This is a genomic window from Synechococcus sp. R50.1, assembly GCF_047462115.1.
Taxonomy (GTDB): Bacteria; Cyanobacteriota; Cyanobacteriia; order Thermostichales; family Thermostichaceae; genus Thermostichus.
Genome location: NZ_JANSIN010000052.1, coordinates 1 through 17,307 on the forward strand (window position 1 = coordinate 1; position 17,307 = coordinate 17,307).

Genomic DNA, 17,307 nt, shown 5'->3' on the forward strand with positions numbered 1-17,307 from the left:
TCTAAAAAAACCAACTTCATCCTCTTTCCTCTATAAATTATTCTCTCTATCCTAACATAAGATCAACACGACCTAGGGATCCTCTTGTCGAAGATCCGCGTCTCTACACCCTAGCGGTTGCTCAGCAACGATGCTGAAACAAGAATCAGACTCATTTGCGTCTGTAGCCATTCCAAATCACGGCAACACTCCCCTCTCCCTTTGGAACAGAGGCTGGGGGTGAGAGCCCGGGAAACCCTCTCAGATGGATTTGACCGGTCTGCGCGCCCCTTTCATAGCCCTACCTGTCCTCAGTTCCCAATAGGTGCTCGCCAGATCCGGCTGAGGTTAAGAGAATCCCATAGCCCCCCAGCCCATCATTGACTATGATGCGGGCGTGAGGTGTGAATAAGTACCTAAACGATGGCAACCCAACGCATTTGCTTTGCTCAAGTCTCAGATGTCCACCTGATGCCCGAGACAGGGTGCCGCTGTTGGTGGATGTCGGATTCCCCTCGCCGCCAGTTGGAAGCAGCCGTTGCCCATCTCAACCAGGTGCCGGATCTGCACTTCGTGGTGTTTACCGGAGATTTGGTGGATCAAGCGGATCCGGAGAGCTTTCAATCTTTCCAGGAGATTGTTGCCCAACTGCGGGTGCCCTATTACCTCAGCCTGGGCAACCACGATATCGACACCCTAGGGAGAAAGGGACGCTTTAACCGGGATCAGTTTATCCGTTGGTGCCAAAGCCAATTTCCCCTGTCCCCGGCTCCCACCGGTTACGTCGATTACAGCCTTTCCCCTCTGCCCGGGATCCGCTTGATTGCCCTCGACGCCAGCTTAGGACGCTTCCCTTTACCTCAGGGCGTGCTCCGCCCCTCCCAACTGCACTGGCTGGACGAACATCTGCAAACGGTGCCGGAAGAATGGCTGATCCTACTGATCCATCAGCCGCCCTTCATTGCTCCCACCCAAATGGACGCGGTTTTGTTTCGCAAGTACCGGCTCCTCAGCGAACCAGCCTCGGCGCTACACGCTCTCTTGGCCCGTCACGGACGGGTGGTGGCGGTGCTGAGTGGCCACCTGCATGTGCCGAAGGTGTATGTCCGCGATGGGATCCCCTACCTGACAGCACCTCCTCTAGTGGGGCCGGTTTCGGCTCTGCGGGTGTTTGAGCTGGACGTGAACCCACGACGAGGGGTGTTGCGCTACCACTGGGTTAAGTTGCCGGAGTTGGATCCCAGCCCCCTCTGGCACGGCTTGGTGATGGGGATCCGACGGGATCGCTGGGGACAAATCCCTCTCCGGGCCAAGGGATCCCGCTCTCTCCCTCTGCCCGCTGCCGCCTGGTAATCAAAACCCCTAAAGCTTGACCGAATTAGTGTAGATTAAAAAAAGCAAAAATCGTCGAGTTCGGTGTCTTCCCCCTATGACAGCAAGCCTTTCTCCTTCTAGCCGCTGGGAGCTGGCGGCTCAAGCGCTGCGGGAGCAGTATCAACCTCAAGTGGCGTCCCTGAGCGAACGGTTTGAGCCTTTGTCGGCAAGCGACCTGCTCACCTGGGCGGTTGAAGAATTTGGAGATGGGCTGGTGCTGGCCTGTAGCTTTGGCCCGGAAGACCTAGTGCTGATCGATCTGCTCACGGCGATTAACCCCCGTGTTCGCGCTTTTTTTCTGGACACCGATTTTCACTTCCCGGAAACCCTACAACTGCGGGAGCAGGTGTTGGCGCGCTACCCCCACTTGCAACTGCAGATCTTCAAGCCCTTGCTTACCCCGGAAGAGCAGGCAGCTCAATACGGGCCAGAACTGTATCGCTCTGACCCCGACCTCTGCTGCAACATCCGCAAGGTGGAGCCCTTGAATCGTGCTCTGGCCGGTTGCACCACTTGGATTACAGGGATGCGTCGGGAACAATCCCCCACCCGCGCCGATATCGGCAAGGTGCAGTGGGACGGCAAGCGCAACCGCCTCAAACTCAACCCGCTGGCTGACTGGACAAATGGCCAAGTTTGGAAATACATCCTTGACCACGGGATCCCTTACAACCCCCTGCACGATCGCCACTACCCCAGTATCGGCTGCCTCCACTGCACTGCGCCTGTTGAGCCAGGGGCGGATCCCCGCTCTGGACGCTGGAAGGGCACAAGCAAGACCGAATGCGGCCTGCATACCTAACCCATGACTGCTTCCTCCATCCTTGAGGTGGCTCAGTTTGAAATTACCCCCGGCTCTGAAGCCGCCTTTGAAGCCGCCATCGCTCAAGCTTTCATCTATTTGCAGCAGACCGACGGCTACCAAGGGCACCAACTGCAGCGCTGTCTGGAGCACCCTCAGCAATACCTACTGCTCGTTCAGTGGGGATCCCTAGAGGCCCATCTGGTCAACTTTCGCCAATCGGAAAACTTTGTCCGCTGGCGTGCCCTCATCGGGCCCTACTTTGCTCGCCCACCCCAGGTGTTGCACTACCAGTTGCTGACCGGATCCCCTTTTTGATTTGAAATAGGGCACCTGTCCACTCTCCACCTAGGTTGACCCCAATGGGACAGGTTAAGATGTGATATTATTTGTTTCCGGCCTTCAGGCAGATGCACAGCGGCATCGCTCGTAGGGGCTGTTAACTCAGTGGTAGAGTACCACCTTGACACGGTGGGAGCCGCTGGTTCAATTCCAGCACAGCCCATGTCTTTGGCAGAAGCTCACAAGACTCTGCTCTGGGAGCGGGTTACCGTGCTGGGCCGAGCCTTACCCTGCAGGTCTTGCGAAACTGGGGATCCCTCGCCGCCACGGATTCTACTGGTAGATGTTGGCCGCTTTTAACATGTGGTAGGTGATCAGCAATTGAGTCAAAGCCAGGGGATAGCTCTGGAGCAGCTCGCCGGTGGTGCCGATCAATTGGCCGATATTGGGGTTTCCCTCTAAGCTACAGAACTTGCCCAGGTAAGGGATTTCGTTGCAGAGCATCCGCTCCAATTCGATCACTTGGCTGGCCGTAGCATGGGCATCAATCTGCAAAACATCGACGGGCTTGCCCATATCCCGATCCAAATCCAAACGAATGGCAGAGCTAAGGTGATTGTCGCGGGCATTGAGGATTTGCCAAAAATCTGGGTGAGGAATGGTGGGGCGCAGCACCAAGCGTGCATTCAGCAATACCTCGTCTTGGTCGGATCCCTCTTGGGGCGGGTAAAAGGTGACCACTACATCGGCCCATTGGCGCTGTGGACGAATAAAAGCCTCTGAGTCGGGTTCGCGCTTTTTGAGCTCTTCTCGCACTTGCTCTTCGGTATATCCGCGCTTGCGGGTGTCCCGCTTAATCTTCCAAAGGGCTCGTAAATGTTCTGGGGGAGCCAAATAAACCTTGACATCGTAGCTATCCCGCATACCACGGGTAAAGTAGCCCAGCAGCCCTTCGACAATCACGTATTTGTTGGGCTTGACATACTCTGGCGGGTCAAAGGTGCCGGTGCTGTGGTTGTAGACGGGCTTTAGGATCGGCTGGCCGGTGCGCAAGAGCGTCAGGTGCTGCTGAACGATATCCAGGTAGTTGCAGTCGGGATGGAGGGCTGTAATCCCCAGTTCAGCGCGTTGTTTGCGGTCGTAGCGGTGGTAGTCGTCGGTGCAGATGACAGTGACGTTTTCTTCCCCCAAGACTTGGGCAATGCCACGGGTGAGGGTGGTTTTTCCAGCAGCACTATCACCAACAATACCCAGAATAATCGGGCGCTGAGCCACGGATCCCTCTCCTGAATCGTGAACCTGGGGCGGAGAACTCCCAACAACACCGGCCAAACTCAACTTCGTTTCGACCTGCGGATGGCCCCGATCAGAGAACAGGGATTGTCGGTCAGCAAACGAAGTTAAGCAAGCATTATCGGCTCTGGAGGGTATTGGGGCAAGAGAACGTTACAGCTTTTTTCAGCGGAGCCCTATGGATCCCTATACTGGAGTAGAAGCACTGGAAGGCATCAAAGCAGCAAGGGTAGCATTAGGTCAGACCGCTAGAGGGGGAAGCAACCGATGGGATTGTTCGATCGGGTCAGCCGAATCATTAGATCCAATATCAATGCGCTGGTCAGCAGCGCCGAGGATCCGGAGAAAATCCTGAACCAGACCATTCAGGACATGTCTGAGGATCACTACCAGATGCGGCAAGCGGTTGCCCAGGCCATTGCTGCCCAGAAGCGGATAGAGCGGCAGTATGAGCAAGCACAGCAGAGTGTTGATGAGTGGCAAAGACGCGCCGAGTTGGCCCTGCGCAACAACAACGAAGCTTTGGCTCGGGAAGCGCTGGTGCGCAAGAAAACCTTTGCCGAGACTGCCCAAAGCCTGAAGCGGCAGTTGGATGAGCAGACTAAGCAGGTGGAGATCCTGAAGTCCAACATGACCAAGCTGGAGAGCAAGATCGCTGAGGCCAAGACCAAAAAGGACATGCTCATCGCTCGCGCCCGCGCCGCCAAGGCTTCCCAGCAAATCAATCAGGTTATCGGGCGGGTGGACGCCACAAGCGCCTTTGCTGCTTTTGAGCGTATGGAGGAGAAGGTGAACTCCCTGGAGGCCCAGTCGGCGGCAGTAGCCGAGCTGGCGGTGGACAATTTGGAAAACCAGTTTGCCGCTTTGGAGGCGGGTGGCTCGGATGTGGATCATGAGCTGCTGATGCTCAAGGCGTCGATTCAGGGTCAGTTGCCCTCTGGGGAGGCGAAGTCCTCAGGCCGACCTTCCACCGCAGGTGAGAGCGAGGTCGATCTGGAGTTGGAAAATTTGCGCAAGGAGATTGACCAGCTCTAACAGGCGGAATGTCGCTCTCCTCCGACTCTCAAGGCTTGCCGGGCTGAGTTTGGGCCGGGGGGTGGTAAGCTAACCAACAAGAACTCTGACAGCCCTTCTGCCGACCAGCAGGGCAAAGTCTGTCAGTAAAGCGTTCCACCTCGAGTGGCAGGGATCCCCAGAGGGTAATCAACCTGCGAAAGGGTCACAGCCTGCTTCCGGCAGGGCTGAGGTTAGTTTGCCTACGGTTTTGTGAGAGAACAAACAGCGATGACAACAGCAAGTATCAAGCCTCTCTTGGATGCCAAGCAACTGTTGCAGGCTTATGCGTCTGGCCAACGGGATTTTTCGGGCTCCAACCTGAGTGGAGCGCAGTTGAGTGGCGCGAATTTGAAGGGCATTATCCTACGGGATGCCGACTTGAGTGGGGCAGATTTGCGCGAGGCGGATTTGTCGGGAGCAGATCTCTCGGGAGCCGACCTGCGCGGAGCCAAGCTGCGACGGGTGAACCTGATTGGGGCTAAGTTGGTGAAGGCAGATTTGCGGGGGGCCAACCTCTACCGGGCCAAATTGCTCAGGGCCGACCTCAGCGAAGCCGAGCTGAACCGAGCCGATCTGCGGATTGGGGCCGATCTGCGCGGAGCCATCATCACCAACACCCATTTCCGCGGTGCCCTTTACGACGAGTACACCAAGTTCCCGGATGGCTTTAACCCCACAGAGATGGGCATGTAGCCGGGGCTTCGCTCAGGGGATCAGGTTCTGCCACAGTTGGGCCATGCCTTCAGCAGCCGCCACAAAGGATGGATTGTGCAGGTCGGGCTTGTTGTAGCGCAAGGGATCCCCTGCCAGATCGGTAACCCTTCCCCCCGCCTGCTCCACAATGCACTGGGCAGCGGCAGTATCCCACTCCATGGTGGGGCCGAAGCGAGGGTAGAGATGGGCAGATCCTTCGGCCACAAGGCAAAGCTTTAGGGCACTGCCCACAGACTTCACTTCCAGAGAGCCACAGCGCTGCCGCAGCCGCTCGAGGAACTGCTCCGTCTCCGGGTTGCTGTGGGAACGGCTGGCCACCACTTGTAGGGGTTCTTGGGCGTAAGGGCAGGTGCGGATGGGCTGTTCGTGAACGCAGGACGGAGTCCTTTCCCTCTTGCAGGCCCCCAGCTTTTGCGCAGCCGCGTAGGTGAGGCCCAGAGCTGGGGCATGGACGACCCCCAGGATGGGGATCCCTTCCTCGATGAGAGCAATATTCACCGTAAACTGGCCGTTGCGCCCGATAAACTCTCGGGTGCCATCCAAGGGATCCACCAGCCAAAACCGCTCCCACTGTTGCCGCTCTGGGTAAGGGATCCCGCCCGATTCTTCCGAGAGCACCGGGATCCCTGGGGTCAGGTCTTGCAGGCCCTGCAGGATCAGGTGGTGGGAGGCCAGATCCGCCTCTGTAAGGGGAGAGGCATCCGCCTTGGCCCTTACCTGAAGCTGCTCCTGTCTGTAGATGGGCAAAATAGCCTGTCCTGCCGCCTCCGCCAGCCGACTTACCTTGGGCAAGAGAGCGGCCAGATCCTGAGCTTGCATAGGATCCCTCGCAGAGTTAGCAACGCACCGGAATGCCGTGGGCGGCCAAGTCGGCTTTGATTTGGGCAATCGTTAACTGGCCGTAGTGCAACAGAGAAGCCAACAGCGCTGCTTCTGCTCCCGCTTCCTGCAGAGCCTGGCGGATGTGGGCACACGCTCCTGCACCCCCAGAGGCGATCACCGGCACCGACACCGCCTCGGCCACCCGCCGGGTTAGCTCCAGGTCATAGCCGGCCTGGGTGCCATCGGCGTCCATGCTGGTGAGCAAGATCTCCCCTGCCCCCCGTTCGGCCACGGTTTTGGCCCACTCCACCGCGTCTAGCCCCGTCGGCTGCCTCCCCCCGCGCACGTACACTTCCCATCCCCCTCCCTGCGGTTTGGCGCGAGCGTCGATGGCCACCACAATGCACTGGGATCCAAACCAGCGGCTGGCTTGAGTCACCAAATCCGGATCCCTGACCGCCGCCGAATTGAGGCTGACCTTGTCCGCCCCGGCCCGCAGCAGTTGTCGGATCCCCTCCAGATCGCGGATCCCCCCTCCCACCGTGAGGGGAATGAACACCTGCTCTGCGGTGCGCCGCACCACCTCCAGCAAGATCTCCCGCTCTTCGTGGGTGGCGGTGATGTCCAAAAAGACCAGCTCATCGGCTCCTGCCTGATCGTAAGCCTGGGCCAGCTCTACCGGATCCCCGGCATCCCGCAATTGCACAAACTGGATCCCTTTCACCACGCGCCCCGCCGCCACATCCAGACAGGGAATGATCCGTTTGGCCAACATCGCTCTCTCCCGAGGACTCCATCCCGTTGACGCGAACAGAGGGGAACACCTGGGGATGGTCTTAGCCGAAGCTGATGACCAGGAAGGGTTCTTGAAACTTGGCCCCGGTCACCTGCCGACCCGCCAAGCTGGGGGGCAAGAACAAGTTGCGCCGCTGATCCCCGGCGGTGATGGTCAGCTCCGGGCCCGACTGGCTCAGCTCGATTTGCGCCTTGCTGAAGCCGGGAATAAACAGCTTGACTGTACGGGATCCCTCGTCGATGGCCACGGGCGGCGGCACATCCGGCACGGCGAACATCCCTCCTACTGCCGCTTCCAAAGCCGACCAATCAGATCCCTGACGCAGGGGGAGTGTCCGTACTGTCAGCGGGAAAAAATCGGCAGCCGAGACCTCCCCCGGAGCCAGAGGGGTGACCCAGAGGCCACCCACCGTCAGCCCTACCATCTGAGCGCTCCCCCAAAGGTAACGGGCGGTTTGCACGGCCATCGGGTCTGGGGTGGTCACCAGGTGGGCCAGCACACGGCGCGGATCGGCAATGGCCTGTCGTCCCTGCTCCAAGAGGTTAGTCATGCCCCCCAACCGCTCCGGCAGATCCTCCAGAGAGGAAAACTCCACAGTGCTCACCGAACGCAGCAACGGCTCGGCAAAGGGTCGCAGGGTTTTGGCCAAGTCGGATCCCAAAAAAGCCTTGGAAGCCCGCCGCCAGTACCAACTGGCCACCTCCGGGATCCCAAAAGCTCGCAAGGTGGTCAGATCCCCCGGCCCGTCGTAGAGAATGCAGTCGTATTGGCCGCTGGCATCGTAACGGCGCAGAGCTTCCAGGGCCAGGGCCTGATCCATACCCGGCAACACCCCCAATTCCTGGCCGTAGATCTCCCGGAAAAAGGGAGTGCGCACGTATCGGGCTTCCAGCTCTTTGGCTGCCGTCCAGTTTTGCTCCAAAAGTTGGGTTGTCCGCAACTGCACCACGCTCAAGTTGGCAGCAATGGTCACCGGCTCGCCGGAAAGCGGGATCCCGCCCAAGAGCATTTCCAACCCCGGCCCCGCCTGATGGCCCACCAACAGCACCCGCCGCCCCTGCTGGGCTGCGGCCCGAGCTGCCGCCACGGCCAAGGTGCTCCGACCTGTGCCCCCCTTGCCCAGAAAGGTGAGAATTTGGCTCATTCCCGCTCTCCCGCTTCTCCGTAGATGTCGATGTACAGAGATTGACCTGCCAACTGAGCTGCGGCCATCATCACCTGTCGAATCGCTTGCAGGGTGCGCCCGCCCCGCCCGAATACCCGCCCCCGATCCTTCGGGTCAAAGGCCAGCCGCAGCCATACCTTTCGCCCGCCACAGGTGGTTTCCACATCCGTTTGAAGAGAGGCGCTGCTGAGCAACGGTTCGATCAAAAGATGGGCGAGAGCCTTGTAGTCTGGCATAGAGAGCTAGACGACAGGAGGGAACAACTGGCCAAGCCAAGCTTAGCCGAAAGCGCAGCCGACCCTAGGTCTCAACCGCTTCCTCAACCTGAGGCTTTTCAACTTCAGCTTCCGGAGGGCTTAATTCTGCTGCTGTCTCGGTGGCAGCTTCGCTCAATTCCGATTCGGGAACATCGGCGACTTCAGCTTCGGCCACGGACTCTGTTGCAGCAGTCTCTTCTGCCGCCTCAGGGATCCCAGCTTCAGGCTTGGCGATGGCCGGGATGCGAATCGAGGCAACCACTCCGCCTTCCCCTGCTTTCAACATCTCGTAGATGCCGGCCTTTTTGAGGAGACTGTCCACCGTCTCTGTGGGCTGAGCGCCACAACGCAACCACTTCAGCAAGCCTGCCGTTTGCAAAACCGTCTCCTTGGTGCGCGGGTTATAGTAACCCAGTTCCTCTAGCGGACGGGCTTCACGGCGGCTTTTACTTTCAATGGCGATGATGCGATAGCTGGGTTGCCGCTTTTTTCCGTAGCGCTTGAGCCGCAATTTGACCATGGGGTATCCACTCCTTGGGGGACGCTCCGCAAGCTGTAAAGATCCAAAAAATCCAAAAAAGAGTTCGCCTAGACCCGCCAAGCCTGCTGAAGCTCCAGAGCCTCGCTCCGAGCCTTTGGCGTTTGGCCGGTAGACACAGGCCTTTTATTTTAAGCGATTTTCTGCTTGACTGGAACTTGACTGGAAAATGTCCGACCCCGGTTTGGAAGACAACCTTCATGGCAGAGTTGAAGAGAAAACCCTACACTCAGCAGCAACTCCCATGATCAACTACGCCGATTTGACAGACGAGCAGCGCCAGCTCTACCTCAAGGCCCTGATCGCGGTGGCCCGAGTGGATGGCCAGTTGGACGAAGAAGAAACCTCTTTTTTTATGCAAATCGCAGAAGGGGTAGGCATCGAAGCGCCACTGGCCCAGACCTATCTGGCGGATGAAACAGGTGCGCCTTTGGATATCAGTGGGATCCCGCCCATGCGCAACGCGGCGGGGGCCTTGATCCTGCGGGATCTGGCGGCGATGGCGGTGGTGAATAGCCAGCTGGTGGAAAAAGAAGAGGAGCTAATTTTCGAGATCGGCAAAGCCATGCAGTTCAGCGCTGAGGAGATCAACGAGTTTATCGACTGGGCCTTCATGGGACTGCAGTGGCAACTGAAAAGCGCATCCCTGCTGGAGCGCTATGCCCAGCCCTCCCCCCAACCTTCTGAATGACATTGGGGTAGCGGGTAGCATAACGACAACCCGCCTTGGCCACTGCATCAACACTCCGGCTTGGTGTTTCCTTGAACCAAGCTAGGGGGGGTTTCTAGATTGAGTCAGATCATATGGTCGTTTCAGGTTAGGGTGATACACCTGGGCTACTGAGAAAGCCTTCTAGACTGGTGCATCCAATGTTTTAGGTGTGAGTGCAGTGTCCTAGTTTAAATCAAAATGACCATCAAAACCTAGCCGATAAAACGATCCAGAGCCCGCTGCAACTCCTCCAGCTCCACTTCGATATTGCCGGTCTCGATGGCATGGCGGATGCAGTGGCGAATGTGATCGTCCAAAATCAGCCGCGCCACCCGATCCAGCGCTCCCTTGACGGCGGCAATTTGCAGCAGCACATCTGGACAGGGCTGATCCTGCTCGATCATGGAGCGGATCCCACGCAGATGCCCTTCGATGCGAGCCAAGCGGTTGATCAACTTGCGCCGAGACTGGGGATCATGATGGTGAGGCTGGGCCCGCCCAGACAGCGGCGGCTTTTCCAGCGCCAGCTCCCACTCCTCCTCCCAATCGGGTTCTGAAGGGAGCGGTGGAACGGAATGAGATCGAAGTGGGGGGACGGGATCCGACATAAAAAGGGCAAAGGGCTGCCTGCATGATACCGCTTGGTTTTCCCCGAGAACGATGGGGTACTCTACAATAGGAAAAGATGTGAAATTTTGTAAAACCTCTCATACTTTGGCTCCATGACCTCTGTGCTCTCCCCCTTTGGCCCTGTAGAAGCGGATCTGGAGCGTTTACGCCAGAACCTAACGCGGTTGGTCAGTGCCAAGCACCCCATCCTGGCCATGGCTGCCGAACATCTGTTTTCGGCGGGAGGGAAAGGGATCCGGCCAGCCATTGTGCTCCTCATCGCCCGCGCCACCACCCCAGATGGAGAGATTACCCCACGGCATTGGCGCTTGGCAGAGATTACTGAGATGATCCACACGGCCAGCCTGGTTCACGACGATGTGATTGATGCTGCCGATGTACGACGGGGCATCGATACGGTGAATACCCTCTTCGACAATCGGATAGCCGTGCTGGCGGGGGATTACCTCTTCGGCCAAGCTGCTTGGTACTTGGCCAATCTGGACAACCTGGAGGTAGTGAAGCTCCTTTCCAAAGTAATCATGGATTTGCCGGAGGGAGAGGTGCGCCAGAGCCTCACCCGCTTCGACCCGGATGTGTCGATGGAAGACTACCTGGCCAAGAGCTTCTACAAAACGGCCTCCCTCATGTCCGGCAGTTCCAAGGCTGCTGGCCTGCTGAGCGGGGTTAGCGAGGAAGTGGCGGATCGCCTGTTCGATTTTGGGCGGGATCTGGGCATTGCTTTTCAGATTGTCGACGATCTGCTGGATTTCACCGCTTCGGCAGAGACGCTTGGCAAGCCTGTGGGATCCGACCTCATCCAAGGCAACCTCACTGCACCCGTTCTGTTTGCCCTAGAGGAATTTCCCCAGATGCGAGAGCTCATTCTCAGGGAGCTGTCCAACCCGCAAGACCTGAAGCAGGCCCTGGAGTGGGTGTATCAAAGCGAAGGGATCCCACGCTCTCGTCAGTTGGCCCGCGACTACGCCCAGCGGGCTGCCGAAGCGCTGTATAGCCTGCCGGACTCTGCGGCGCGTCGTGCTTTGTTTCAGATGGTGGACTATGTGCTGGAGCGGCTGCACTGAGCAGTCCCGACAGGGTCAAGCTGGCTTTCTACCGGGCTGTGTTGCCCAACACTTGGGCCTCTGGAAGAAGCTCAGGATATTCTGGCGGGGCGAAAAAGTGTAGGCGATTTGGGGGCCAAAAGCGAAAAATGGTGTTGCCGATGATGTTTTCTTCCGGCAAGAAACCCCACACATGGGAGTCTTGGCTGTCGTTGCGGTTATCCCCCATCACAAAATAGGAGCGGGGAGGAACCACGAATTCGGATCCCTGATTGGGAACTCCAGGACAGCGCTCGCCAGGGCAAGAATAGTCGGGGGGGGCATAGATGTAGTCTTCCCGCAGCGGGATCCCGTTGATGATGACCTCACCGTTGGCGATGCGAATGCGATCTCCCGGCAGGCCGATCACCCGCTTGATGTAGGCCCCGTCAAAGTTCAGCTTGGCGGGGGGGTTGAAAACAATGATGTCACCTCGTCTGGGCGAACCAAAGCGGTAGCTGACCTTTTCCACCACCAGCCGATCCCCTTCTTCCAGAGTGGGCAGCATCGAATCAGATGGGATCCAACGCGCCTCTGCCACAAAGGTGCGAATGCCGAAGGCCAGCAACAGAGCCAGCACCACCGTCAGAAGGTTTTCCCGTTGCGCCTGCCACCAGCTGCGGGATCCCGAGCTGGCAGGGGTTTCCCCTGATGGCGACTGGGGCTTGGGCAGAGGAGTTGGATCTTTTGACGGCATGGAAGCTAACGAACAAGACTTCACGATCTCAAGATTATCGCACCCCATCCAGGCCAGCAGAATGGGAGGCCCTCCCATTAAACCCCTGCCGGAGAGACGAATAGCCGGCAATAGCATAGGATGGGTATTCTGGTGTACCGTACTCGCGACTGTTAGCCCCTATGACGATTTCAACAGAAGAGCGCCTAGAGCGAGTCGAGCGCCTGGTCGAGGCCAATAGCCAAGCAATAGCTCGTCTCACCCAACAACAAGAGGAAGTTTTGAGGCGGATCGATCGGCTCTCAGGGGATAGCGAAAAACTCTCGGAGCGGGTTGAAAAGCTCTCGGGCGATGTCGAAAAGCTCTCGGGCGATGTCGAAAAGCTCTCGGGCGATGTCGAAAAGCTCTCAGGTGATGTCGAAAAGCTCACTTTTAAGTTCGACACCTCACAAACCATCGGGGAACGGCTGGAACGTCTAGCCACCAGCCTGATTGCCGGTGCCACCATCAGCATCATTGCCGGAGTGATTTTGGTGCTGCTGCGGGAGGGATCCCGTTGAAGGGATGTTGCTCGGGGCTGGTTTTGGGGGGTCAACTGCCGGAATTGAGTTTTTCCCAGTCCTGCTGGTGGATGGCGATCATCTGGGCTTGGGCTTGAATAGCCGCCAACACCTCCGTCATCAGGGGCCAGTCGCTCCGCGGCGGACTGGGGTACTGCTTAAGCTTGTCAACTGTGTTGCTGAGAGCACTTTGCAATTGTTGCAGCAGTTGATAGGTCTGTTGGGCCAAAGCTAGGGTCTCAGAGACGCGGAGGTTATTCTGGCCTTGTTGATATTTCTGGAGAGCTTCCCCTCGCAGGATGCTCAAGATGGCCCCTTCTCTAGAGGCGGCAGTCTGGCCACTTTTGGAGCGCTGCGGTATGATGCGCAACTGCAACACCAGTGGCTCCCCCCGGTACATCCGCTCCACCTCTGCCTGCTGCGGCTCCCCGATCAACTCCGGATCCAGCGCCATCATCCGCTTCATGGCGGTGATCAACTTCGCTCGTATGGACTCGGAGAGATCTTTGAACAGATCCCGCAAAATCCCCTGCTGGCGGTAGCGCACTCGACAAGAAGGCCCCTCTTGAGGCTCCACGAAAATTTGCTCGGCTTTCTCATCCAAAGCTCGCCGCAGCATCGAGTTGAGCAACTGCTGCACTGTCTCTTCTGATTCGTCGGCGGGGACGGACGGAGGCTGGGTTGGCCTCAACTGCGTGGGTGGCCCCGACACGGGAGCAGGAACCTCCCGAGTCACCCGGTTGGCTTGGGCCTGGAGGCGCAGCCGCTCCACCTCTGCCGGGTCGGGGGGATGGCTGAAGTAGTAGGCAATTAAATCCTGCTGCTGCTGAGCGGTGAGAGGGATTGGCTGGACGGAAATCTGGGAATAGGCCAGCATTTTGCTCACATAGTCCAACGCCGCCAAATCCTGGGGATCCACCATGCCCAAGATGAGGCTGTCGGTATCCAGGGCCAAGGGGACGACTTGGTAGTAAATGCAGATCTCCACCGGCAAGTACTGGGCAATTAAGGCCGGCACTCGCGCCCGGTCAACAATGGAGTGTTGTCCCACCGCCAGAGAGGCATCTGGATCAGTCATGGCAAGCCCGGAGTGGATCCCGCACAGGCGAGACGTCGCTACCTGATCATAGAGTAAAGCCTACACCCTCGCGGCCTGAGGCCCATGGCATCCTGGCTCATCTGACCGGCGTAAATTGAATAATGTAATACTAGGGGTATTCTCCTCTACACCCAAAGCAGTAAAGCCTTGTTAAGTCTTGGAGTTAACATCGACCACATTGCCACCCTTCGACAGGCACGCCGCACGGTGGAGCCAGATCCGGTAGCGGCAGCGGTGATTGCCGAGCTGGCGGGGGCAGATGGCATTACGGTGCACTTGCGCGAGGATCGCCGTCACATTCAAGATCGGGATGTGCGGCTGTTGCGGCAAACTGTGCGCACCCACCTCAACTTAGAGATGGCAGCCACCGAGGAGATGGTGGCGATTGCCCTGGAGATTAAGCCTGACTACGTCACTTTGGTTCCTGAGCGGCGGGAGGAAATCACCACCGAAGGTGGGTTGGATGTGGCGGGGCAGGTGTCGCGCCTCAGGGATGTGGTCGGCCAACTGCAGGGATCCGGCATTCCCGTCAGCTTGTTTATCGACCCGGATCCGACCCAAGTTGCTGCTGCTGCCCAAGTGGGAGCCCGCTGGGTGGAGTTGCACACGGGGCGCTACGCAGAAGCCTCATCCGCAGCTCAGCGGCAGGTGGAACTTGACCACCTGGAAAAGGCCAGCCAACAGGCCCTTCAACTGGGCTTGCGGGTGAATGCGGGACATGGCCTCACCTACTGGAATGTCGGCCCGGTGGCGCGGATTCCGGGAATGGAGGAGCTGAACATTGGCCACAGCATTATCAGTCGAGCGGTGCTGGTGGGGCTGGATCGGGCGGTGCGAGAGATGCGTCAGGCGATGGGATTAAGCTGAGGAGCAGGCCCGGCATGAACTCGGAATACTACGGCTACGAAAACTACGTTCTGGATCAGGCGGAGATTGAGCGCCTGTTGGATCTGCTGCCAGCCAGTATGCGGGAGAGTGTGAAGATCTTGCCCGCCTCGGAACGGCAAACGGTGGTGATCAAAGGCCGTCGGCAAATGCCCTGGGAACGGCAGATGCGGCTGTTCATCAAGCCCTACGAGTGGCGGCAATTTACCCCCCTGCAGCGGGCGGGGCTGTTCCTGCACAAGGTGGGCTACTACAGTCGGGCGGTGTCGCGGCAGATCGACTTTTACCTGGCCATAGCAGCTCTGGGGGGGTTGAGCTTGATCTTCGAGGCCGTACAACAGGATCCCGTGGGAGCAACCGTTTCGGGTGGTTTGAGTGGCTTGGCCCTCTGGCAGTTGCGCCGCGACCAAACCAATGACCGTCGTCTGTTGGCTGCTGACGCCTATGCGGTGGATCGCCTGGTGTTGCGCGGGATCCCGCGGCTGCAGGCGGTGGAGGCCCTAGGGCAGGCGCTGCATGTGGAGGCCCGTCTGGAGGGGCGCTCGGGCAATGATCTGCTGGACATGTTGCGCTACCAAAACCTCAAGCGGCTGGCCCAGCGTCCGGCGGAAGACATTGTGTTGAGCTAATCCCGGGTAGAGATGCTTTCTCCCTCGCGGCTGGGATCCCAGGCGGGCCGGTGGGGCCGCCATCTGCTGCAAGTGGCGGTGACCGATTCCACCAATCGGCTGCTCTTGGACTGGGGCCGTCGGTTCCCACAGCCGCTGCCGGTGGGCACAGTTTTGGTCAGCACCCGCCAACGGGCTGGGCAAGGTCAACATGGGCGAGTGTGGCACTCGCAGCCGGGGGGGCTGTACCTGTCCGTTTGGCTGGGATCCCCGCCTTTGCATTACTCGCTGCTGGAACTGACCCTGGCCTTGGGCTGGGGCATTGCGGGCCGTTTACGGCAAAACCTTGGGATCCCGCTGCGGCTGAAATGGCCCAACGATTTGGTGGTGGTGGACGAGCAGCGCCCGGATTCTCTGCTCAAGCTGGGGGGGATCCTGGTGCAAAGCCGCTTTGGGGGGAGCGGGCAACTGCTGGGGTTGGTGGCCGGTGTGGGGGTGAATGTCAACAACCCCGTTCCCATTGGGGCAATCACCTTAGCCCAAATTTTGGGATCCCCTCTGCACCGCTCACTCGACCGCACCGAGATTGCCGGCTGGGTTCTGCAGGGGATGGAGCAGGGATTCCACGTCTGGTTGCAAGGGGGATTTGCCCCCGTTCGCTCAGAGTACGAAGCCTGGATGGTCAAGCCGCAAGTCCAATGGCTCGAAAGGGGGACTAGCCTCACGATCTTGGGCCTTGCCGAGGATGGAAGGGTGCGAGTACAAACACAAGGGGAGCGACATTGGCAACAGCAGCAATCCATCCGGACGCTTACACCCGACCAAGTTCGCTTGAGCTATCACATGCCGGCGGGCGATAGCCTGTAATTTCTCTTGTGTTTTTTATGTGGCCTGTGTTGAACTCGGTGATGAAGCTTTTGGTTATGGCAGCGCGCCTTTTCTCCCCCCGAGCTTGGCAGCTGCGCTTTTGGCTGAAGCTGGGGCTGGCTCTGCTCTGGTTTTATCCCACTGCTCTGCTGGCCCAAACCCAACCAACCCCTTTGCCCCCGCCGCCCATGGTGGAACCGGCCCTAGACACGCCTGGGGCAGCAGCCCTGCTGCTGGATGGAGCCATTCCCCTGGGAGAGGGCAGCCCTGCGACCCTTGAGGCAGAAACCCGCCCAGAGACGGTAGTGGGCCGCGAGATCGTGATTGAGCCCCAGAAGAACCATGACCTGGTTCCCCATGCTCAGCCTGAAGGTGGGGTGCCGGTGGTGCTGATGGAACGCAGCTCCGGTCGCCGCATCATTCTCGCCCCCGGCCAAGAGATTCGCATCGAGGATCCCAGCCAGCCCCAAGCTCCTGAACCGCAAACGCCAAGGTTGCCTGAACTGGCGGCAGGTGACGAACGACTGCTCTACCCCCTACCTCACCCGGTGCCGATTACTTCTGGATTTGGCATGCGAATTCACCCCATCCGCGGAGAGCCGGAGTTTCATGCTGGAGTGGATTTGGGGGCCAGCATGGGCACGCCGATCTTGGCCTCTTTAAGCGGCAAGGTGGTCACTTCGGGATCCCTGGGGGGTCTAGGGATCACCGTTGTGCTGGAGCATGCCGGCGGTCGGCGCACTCGCTATGGCCACATGTCCGAAGTTGCTGTAACACCGGGGGAAGTGGTAGAGCGGGGATCCGTCATCGGCTATGTGGGGGCGACCGGAGCGGTAACTGGGCCGCACCTCCACTTTGAGCTGTGGAAGCGGGCGGTGGGGCAAGGTTGGGTGGTTCTGGACGCCACAGATGATCTGAAGGTTGCTGTTGCCCAGCTGCCGGGTTAGCCAGAGCCGGCTTGGGTTAGCATAGGTGGGCGGGCTCCAACTGGAATGCTGGCGCAGGTAACCAGTTGGGTCATGCAGGTTTTGCGGACGTGGCGGAACGGCAGACGCGCTAGACTTAGGATCTAGTGCCGCAAGGCGTAAGGGTTCAAGTCCCTTCGTCCGC

21 protein-coding genes and 2 tRNA genes are annotated in these 17,307 nt (G+C 58.8%); 14 read left to right on the forward strand and 9 right to left on the reverse strand.

What is annotated here, in order from left to right; genetic code table 11:
• Nucleotides 1–402 precede the first annotated feature (402 nt).
• The 4 genes from NW870_RS11100 (at nucleotide 403) to NW870_RS11115 (ending at nucleotide 2,660) form a co-directional block, all read left to right on the forward strand.
• A complete protein-coding gene (locus tag NW870_RS11100) occupies nucleotides 403–1,332 on the forward strand; it encodes a metallophosphoesterase family protein (protein WP_414375311.1) in 930 nt (309 codons plus the stop codon).
• 76 nt (nucleotides 1,333–1,408) lie between these two features.
• Nucleotides 1,409–2,155: a phosphoadenylyl-sulfate reductase gene (locus NW870_RS11105; RefSeq protein WP_414375312.1), complete on the forward strand. Its 747-nt coding sequence runs from the start codon at nucleotides 1,409–1,411 to the stop codon at nucleotides 2,153–2,155.
• Nucleotides 2,156–2,158: 3 nt separating this feature from the next.
• On the forward strand, nucleotides 2,159–2,473 hold the full coding sequence (locus tag NW870_RS11110) for an antibiotic biosynthesis monooxygenase family protein (protein ID WP_414344235.1): 315 nt from the start codon (nucleotides 2,159–2,161) through the stop codon (nucleotides 2,471–2,473).
• Between the two features lie 115 nt (nucleotides 2,474–2,588).
• Nucleotides 2,589–2,660: transfer RNA gene (locus NW870_RS11115), tRNA-Val, on the forward strand.
• Nucleotides 2,661–2,770: 110 nt separating this feature from the next.
• On the opposite strand, the gene NW870_RS11120 is transcribed toward NW870_RS11115, so the two are convergent.
• Entirely contained in the window at nucleotides 2,771–3,712 is a 942-nt protein-coding gene (locus tag NW870_RS11120; protein WP_414330145.1) for a phosphoribulokinase, read from the reverse strand.
• A 285-nt stretch (nucleotides 3,713–3,997) separates the two neighbouring features.
• Here NW870_RS11120 and NW870_RS11125 point away from each other — a divergent pair, with 285 nt between their 5' ends.
• Nucleotides 3,998–4,765 (forward strand): PspA/IM30 family protein, encoded by a 768-nt coding sequence (locus tag NW870_RS11125; protein WP_414358372.1) that lies wholly within the window; start codon nucleotides 3,998–4,000, stop codon nucleotides 4,763–4,765.
• 249 nt (nucleotides 4,766–5,014) lie between these two features.
• A complete protein-coding gene (locus NW870_RS11130) occupies nucleotides 5,015–5,479 on the forward strand; it encodes a pentapeptide repeat-containing protein (protein WP_011432098.1) in 465 nt (154 codons plus the stop codon).
• A gap of 12 nt (nucleotides 5,480–5,491) precedes the next feature.
• On the opposite strand, the gene cysQ is transcribed toward NW870_RS11130, so the two are convergent.
• The 5 genes from cysQ to rpsP form a co-directional block, all read right to left on the reverse strand.
• The gene (cysQ, locus tag NW870_RS11135; RefSeq protein WP_414358359.1) at nucleotides 5,492–6,319 is read right to left on the reverse strand and encodes a 3'(2'),5'-bisphosphate nucleotidase CysQ; all 828 of its coding nucleotides are present in this window, start codon (nucleotides 6,317–6,319) and stop codon (nucleotides 5,492–5,494) included.
• A gap of 16 nt (nucleotides 6,320–6,335) precedes the next feature.
• Nucleotides 6,336–7,097 carry an imidazole glycerol phosphate synthase subunit HisF gene (hisF, locus tag NW870_RS11140; RefSeq protein ID WP_414375313.1) on the reverse strand — a complete coding sequence of 254 codons (762 nt, stop codon included), beginning with the start codon at nucleotides 7,095–7,097 and terminating at the stop codon, nucleotides 6,336–6,338.
• Between the two features lie 61 nt (nucleotides 7,098–7,158).
• Nucleotides 7,159–8,262 (reverse strand): ArsA family ATPase, encoded by a 1,104-nt coding sequence (locus NW870_RS11145; RefSeq protein ID WP_414350343.1) that lies wholly within the window; start codon nucleotides 8,260–8,262, stop codon nucleotides 7,159–7,161.
• Nucleotides 8,259–8,519, reverse strand: coding sequence for a KH domain-containing protein (locus NW870_RS11150; RefSeq protein ID WP_414375315.1), 261 nt, complete (start codon nucleotides 8,517–8,519; stop codon nucleotides 8,259–8,261). Before NW870_RS11150 ends, NW870_RS11145 begins: the two co-directional genes overlap by 4 nt.
• Before the next feature lie 64 nt (nucleotides 8,520–8,583).
• A complete protein-coding gene (gene rpsP, locus NW870_RS11155) occupies nucleotides 8,584–9,060 on the reverse strand; it encodes a 30S ribosomal protein S16 (protein WP_414375316.1) in 477 nt (158 codons plus the stop codon).
• Nucleotides 9,061–9,322: 262 nt separating this feature from the next.
• On the opposite strand from rpsP, the gene NW870_RS11160 reads away from it, so the two are divergent.
• Nucleotides 9,323–9,769, forward strand: coding sequence for a TerB family tellurite resistance protein (locus tag NW870_RS11160; protein ID WP_414375318.1), 447 nt, complete (start codon nucleotides 9,323–9,325; stop codon nucleotides 9,767–9,769).
• A 233-nt stretch (nucleotides 9,770–10,002) separates the two neighbouring features.
• Here the strand turns inward: NW870_RS11160 and NW870_RS11165 are convergent, their stop codons facing one another.
• Nucleotides 10,003–10,398, reverse strand: a complete 396-nt coding sequence (locus NW870_RS11165) for a metal-sensing transcriptional repressor (RefSeq protein ID WP_414375320.1) — start codon at nucleotides 10,396–10,398, stop codon at nucleotides 10,003–10,005.
• A gap of 114 nt (nucleotides 10,399–10,512) precedes the next feature.
• Here NW870_RS11165 and sds point away from each other — a divergent pair, with 114 nt between their 5' ends.
• On the forward strand, nucleotides 10,513–11,484 hold the full coding sequence (sds, locus tag NW870_RS11170; RefSeq protein WP_041436149.1) for a solanesyl diphosphate synthase: 972 nt from the start codon (nucleotides 10,513–10,515) through the stop codon (nucleotides 11,482–11,484).
• Between the two features lie 28 nt (nucleotides 11,485–11,512).
• Here sds and lepB read toward each other — a convergent pair whose 3' ends face one another.
• Nucleotides 11,513–12,199 carry a signal peptidase I gene (gene lepB / locus NW870_RS11175; RefSeq protein ID WP_041436160.1) on the reverse strand — a complete coding sequence of 229 codons (687 nt, stop codon included), beginning with the start codon at nucleotides 12,197–12,199 and terminating at the stop codon, nucleotides 11,513–11,515.
• Nucleotides 12,200–12,360: 161 nt separating this feature from the next.
• Here lepB and NW870_RS11180 point away from each other — a divergent pair, with 161 nt between their 5' ends.
• Nucleotides 12,361–12,738: a hypothetical protein gene (locus NW870_RS11180; protein WP_414375322.1), complete on the forward strand. Its 378-nt coding sequence runs from the start codon at nucleotides 12,361–12,363 to the stop codon at nucleotides 12,736–12,738.
• A 31-nt stretch (nucleotides 12,739–12,769) separates the two neighbouring features.
• Here the strand turns inward: NW870_RS11180 and NW870_RS11185 are convergent, their stop codons facing one another.
• Nucleotides 12,770–13,816, reverse strand: coding sequence for a hypothetical protein (locus tag NW870_RS11185; RefSeq protein WP_414332177.1), 1,047 nt, complete (start codon nucleotides 13,814–13,816; stop codon nucleotides 12,770–12,772).
• A gap of 168 nt (nucleotides 13,817–13,984) precedes the next feature.
• Between NW870_RS11185 and NW870_RS11190 the strand changes: the two genes are divergently transcribed.
• The 5 genes from NW870_RS11190 (at nucleotide 13,985) to NW870_RS11210 (ending at nucleotide 17,307) form a co-directional block, all read left to right on the forward strand.
• The gene (locus NW870_RS11190) at nucleotides 13,985–14,704 is read left to right on the forward strand and encodes a pyridoxine 5'-phosphate synthase (RefSeq protein ID WP_414332176.1); all 720 of its coding nucleotides are present in this window, start codon (nucleotides 13,985–13,987) and stop codon (nucleotides 14,702–14,704) included.
• A 14-nt stretch (nucleotides 14,705–14,718) separates the two neighbouring features.
• Nucleotides 14,719–15,351, forward strand: coding sequence for a DUF3318 domain-containing protein (locus NW870_RS11195; protein WP_011432111.1), 633 nt, complete (start codon nucleotides 14,719–14,721; stop codon nucleotides 15,349–15,351).
• A gap of 12 nt (nucleotides 15,352–15,363) precedes the next feature.
• Entirely contained in the window at nucleotides 15,364–16,197 is an 834-nt protein-coding gene (locus NW870_RS11200) for a biotin--[acetyl-CoA-carboxylase] ligase (protein ID WP_414375324.1), read from the forward strand.
• 56 nt (nucleotides 16,198–16,253) lie between these two features.
• Nucleotides 16,254–17,144: a M23 family metallopeptidase gene (locus tag NW870_RS11205; protein WP_414375326.1), complete on the forward strand. Its 891-nt coding sequence runs from the start codon at nucleotides 16,254–16,256 to the stop codon at nucleotides 17,142–17,144.
• A gap of 83 nt (nucleotides 17,145–17,227) precedes the next feature.
• A tRNA-Leu gene (locus tag NW870_RS11210) sits at nucleotides 17,228–17,307 on the forward strand.

What these genes read in the sequence shown, in the direction of transcription:
- NW870_RS11100 (WP_414375311.1), top strand. Translation starts at nt 403, where the DNA reads ATGGCAACCCAACGCATTTGCTTTGCTCAAGTCTCAGATGTCCACCTG.
- NW870_RS11105 (WP_414375312.1), top strand. Translation starts at nt 1,409, where the DNA reads ATGACAGCAAGCCTTTCTCCTTCTAGCCGCTGGGAGCTGGCGGCTCAA.
- NW870_RS11110 (WP_414344235.1), top strand. Translation starts at nt 2,159, where the DNA reads ATGACTGCTTCCTCCATCCTTGAGGTGGCTCAGTTTGAAATTACCCCC.
- NW870_RS11125 (WP_414358372.1), top strand. Translation starts at nt 3,998, where the DNA reads ATGGGATTGTTCGATCGGGTCAGCCGAATCATTAGATCCAATATCAAT.
- NW870_RS11130 (WP_011432098.1), top strand. Translation starts at nt 5,015, where the DNA reads ATGACAACAGCAAGTATCAAGCCTCTCTTGGATGCCAAGCAACTGTTG.
- cysQ (WP_414358359.1), bottom strand. Translation starts at nt 6,319, where the DNA reads ATGCAAGCTCAGGATCTGGCCGCTCTCTTGCCCAAGGTAAGTCGGCTG.
- hisF (WP_414375313.1), bottom strand. Translation starts at nt 7,097, where the DNA reads ATGTTGGCCAAACGGATCATTCCCTGTCTGGATGTGGCGGCGGGGCGC.
- NW870_RS11145 (WP_414350343.1), bottom strand. Translation starts at nt 8,262, where the DNA reads ATGAGCCAAATTCTCACCTTTCTGGGCAAGGGGGGCACAGGTCGGAGC.
- NW870_RS11150 (WP_414375315.1), bottom strand. Translation starts at nt 8,519, where the DNA reads ATGCCAGACTACAAGGCTCTCGCCCATCTTTTGATCGAACCGTTGCTC.
- rpsP (WP_414375316.1), bottom strand. Translation starts at nt 9,060, where the DNA reads ATGGTCAAATTGCGGCTCAAGCGCTACGGAAAAAAGCGGCAACCCAGC.
- NW870_RS11160 (WP_414375318.1), top strand. Translation starts at nt 9,323, where the DNA reads ATGATCAACTACGCCGATTTGACAGACGAGCAGCGCCAGCTCTACCTC.
- NW870_RS11165 (WP_414375320.1), bottom strand. Translation starts at nt 10,398, where the DNA reads ATGTCGGATCCCGTCCCCCCACTTCGATCTCATTCCGTTCCACCGCTC.
- sds (WP_041436149.1), top strand. Translation starts at nt 10,513, where the DNA reads ATGACCTCTGTGCTCTCCCCCTTTGGCCCTGTAGAAGCGGATCTGGAG.
- lepB (WP_041436160.1), bottom strand. Translation starts at nt 12,199, where the DNA reads ATGCCGTCAAAAGATCCAACTCCTCTGCCCAAGCCCCAGTCGCCATCA.
- NW870_RS11180 (WP_414375322.1), top strand. Translation starts at nt 12,361, where the DNA reads ATGACGATTTCAACAGAAGAGCGCCTAGAGCGAGTCGAGCGCCTGGTC.
- NW870_RS11185 (WP_414332177.1), bottom strand. Translation starts at nt 13,816, where the DNA reads ATGACTGATCCAGATGCCTCTCTGGCGGTGGGACAACACTCCATTGTT.
- NW870_RS11195 (WP_011432111.1), top strand. Translation starts at nt 14,719, where the DNA reads ATGAACTCGGAATACTACGGCTACGAAAACTACGTTCTGGATCAGGCG.
- NW870_RS11200 (WP_414375324.1), top strand. Translation starts at nt 15,364, where the DNA reads ATGCTTTCTCCCTCGCGGCTGGGATCCCAGGCGGGCCGGTGGGGCCGC.
- NW870_RS11205 (WP_414375326.1), top strand. Translation starts at nt 16,254, where the DNA reads ATGGCAGCGCGCCTTTTCTCCCCCCGAGCTTGGCAGCTGCGCTTTTGG.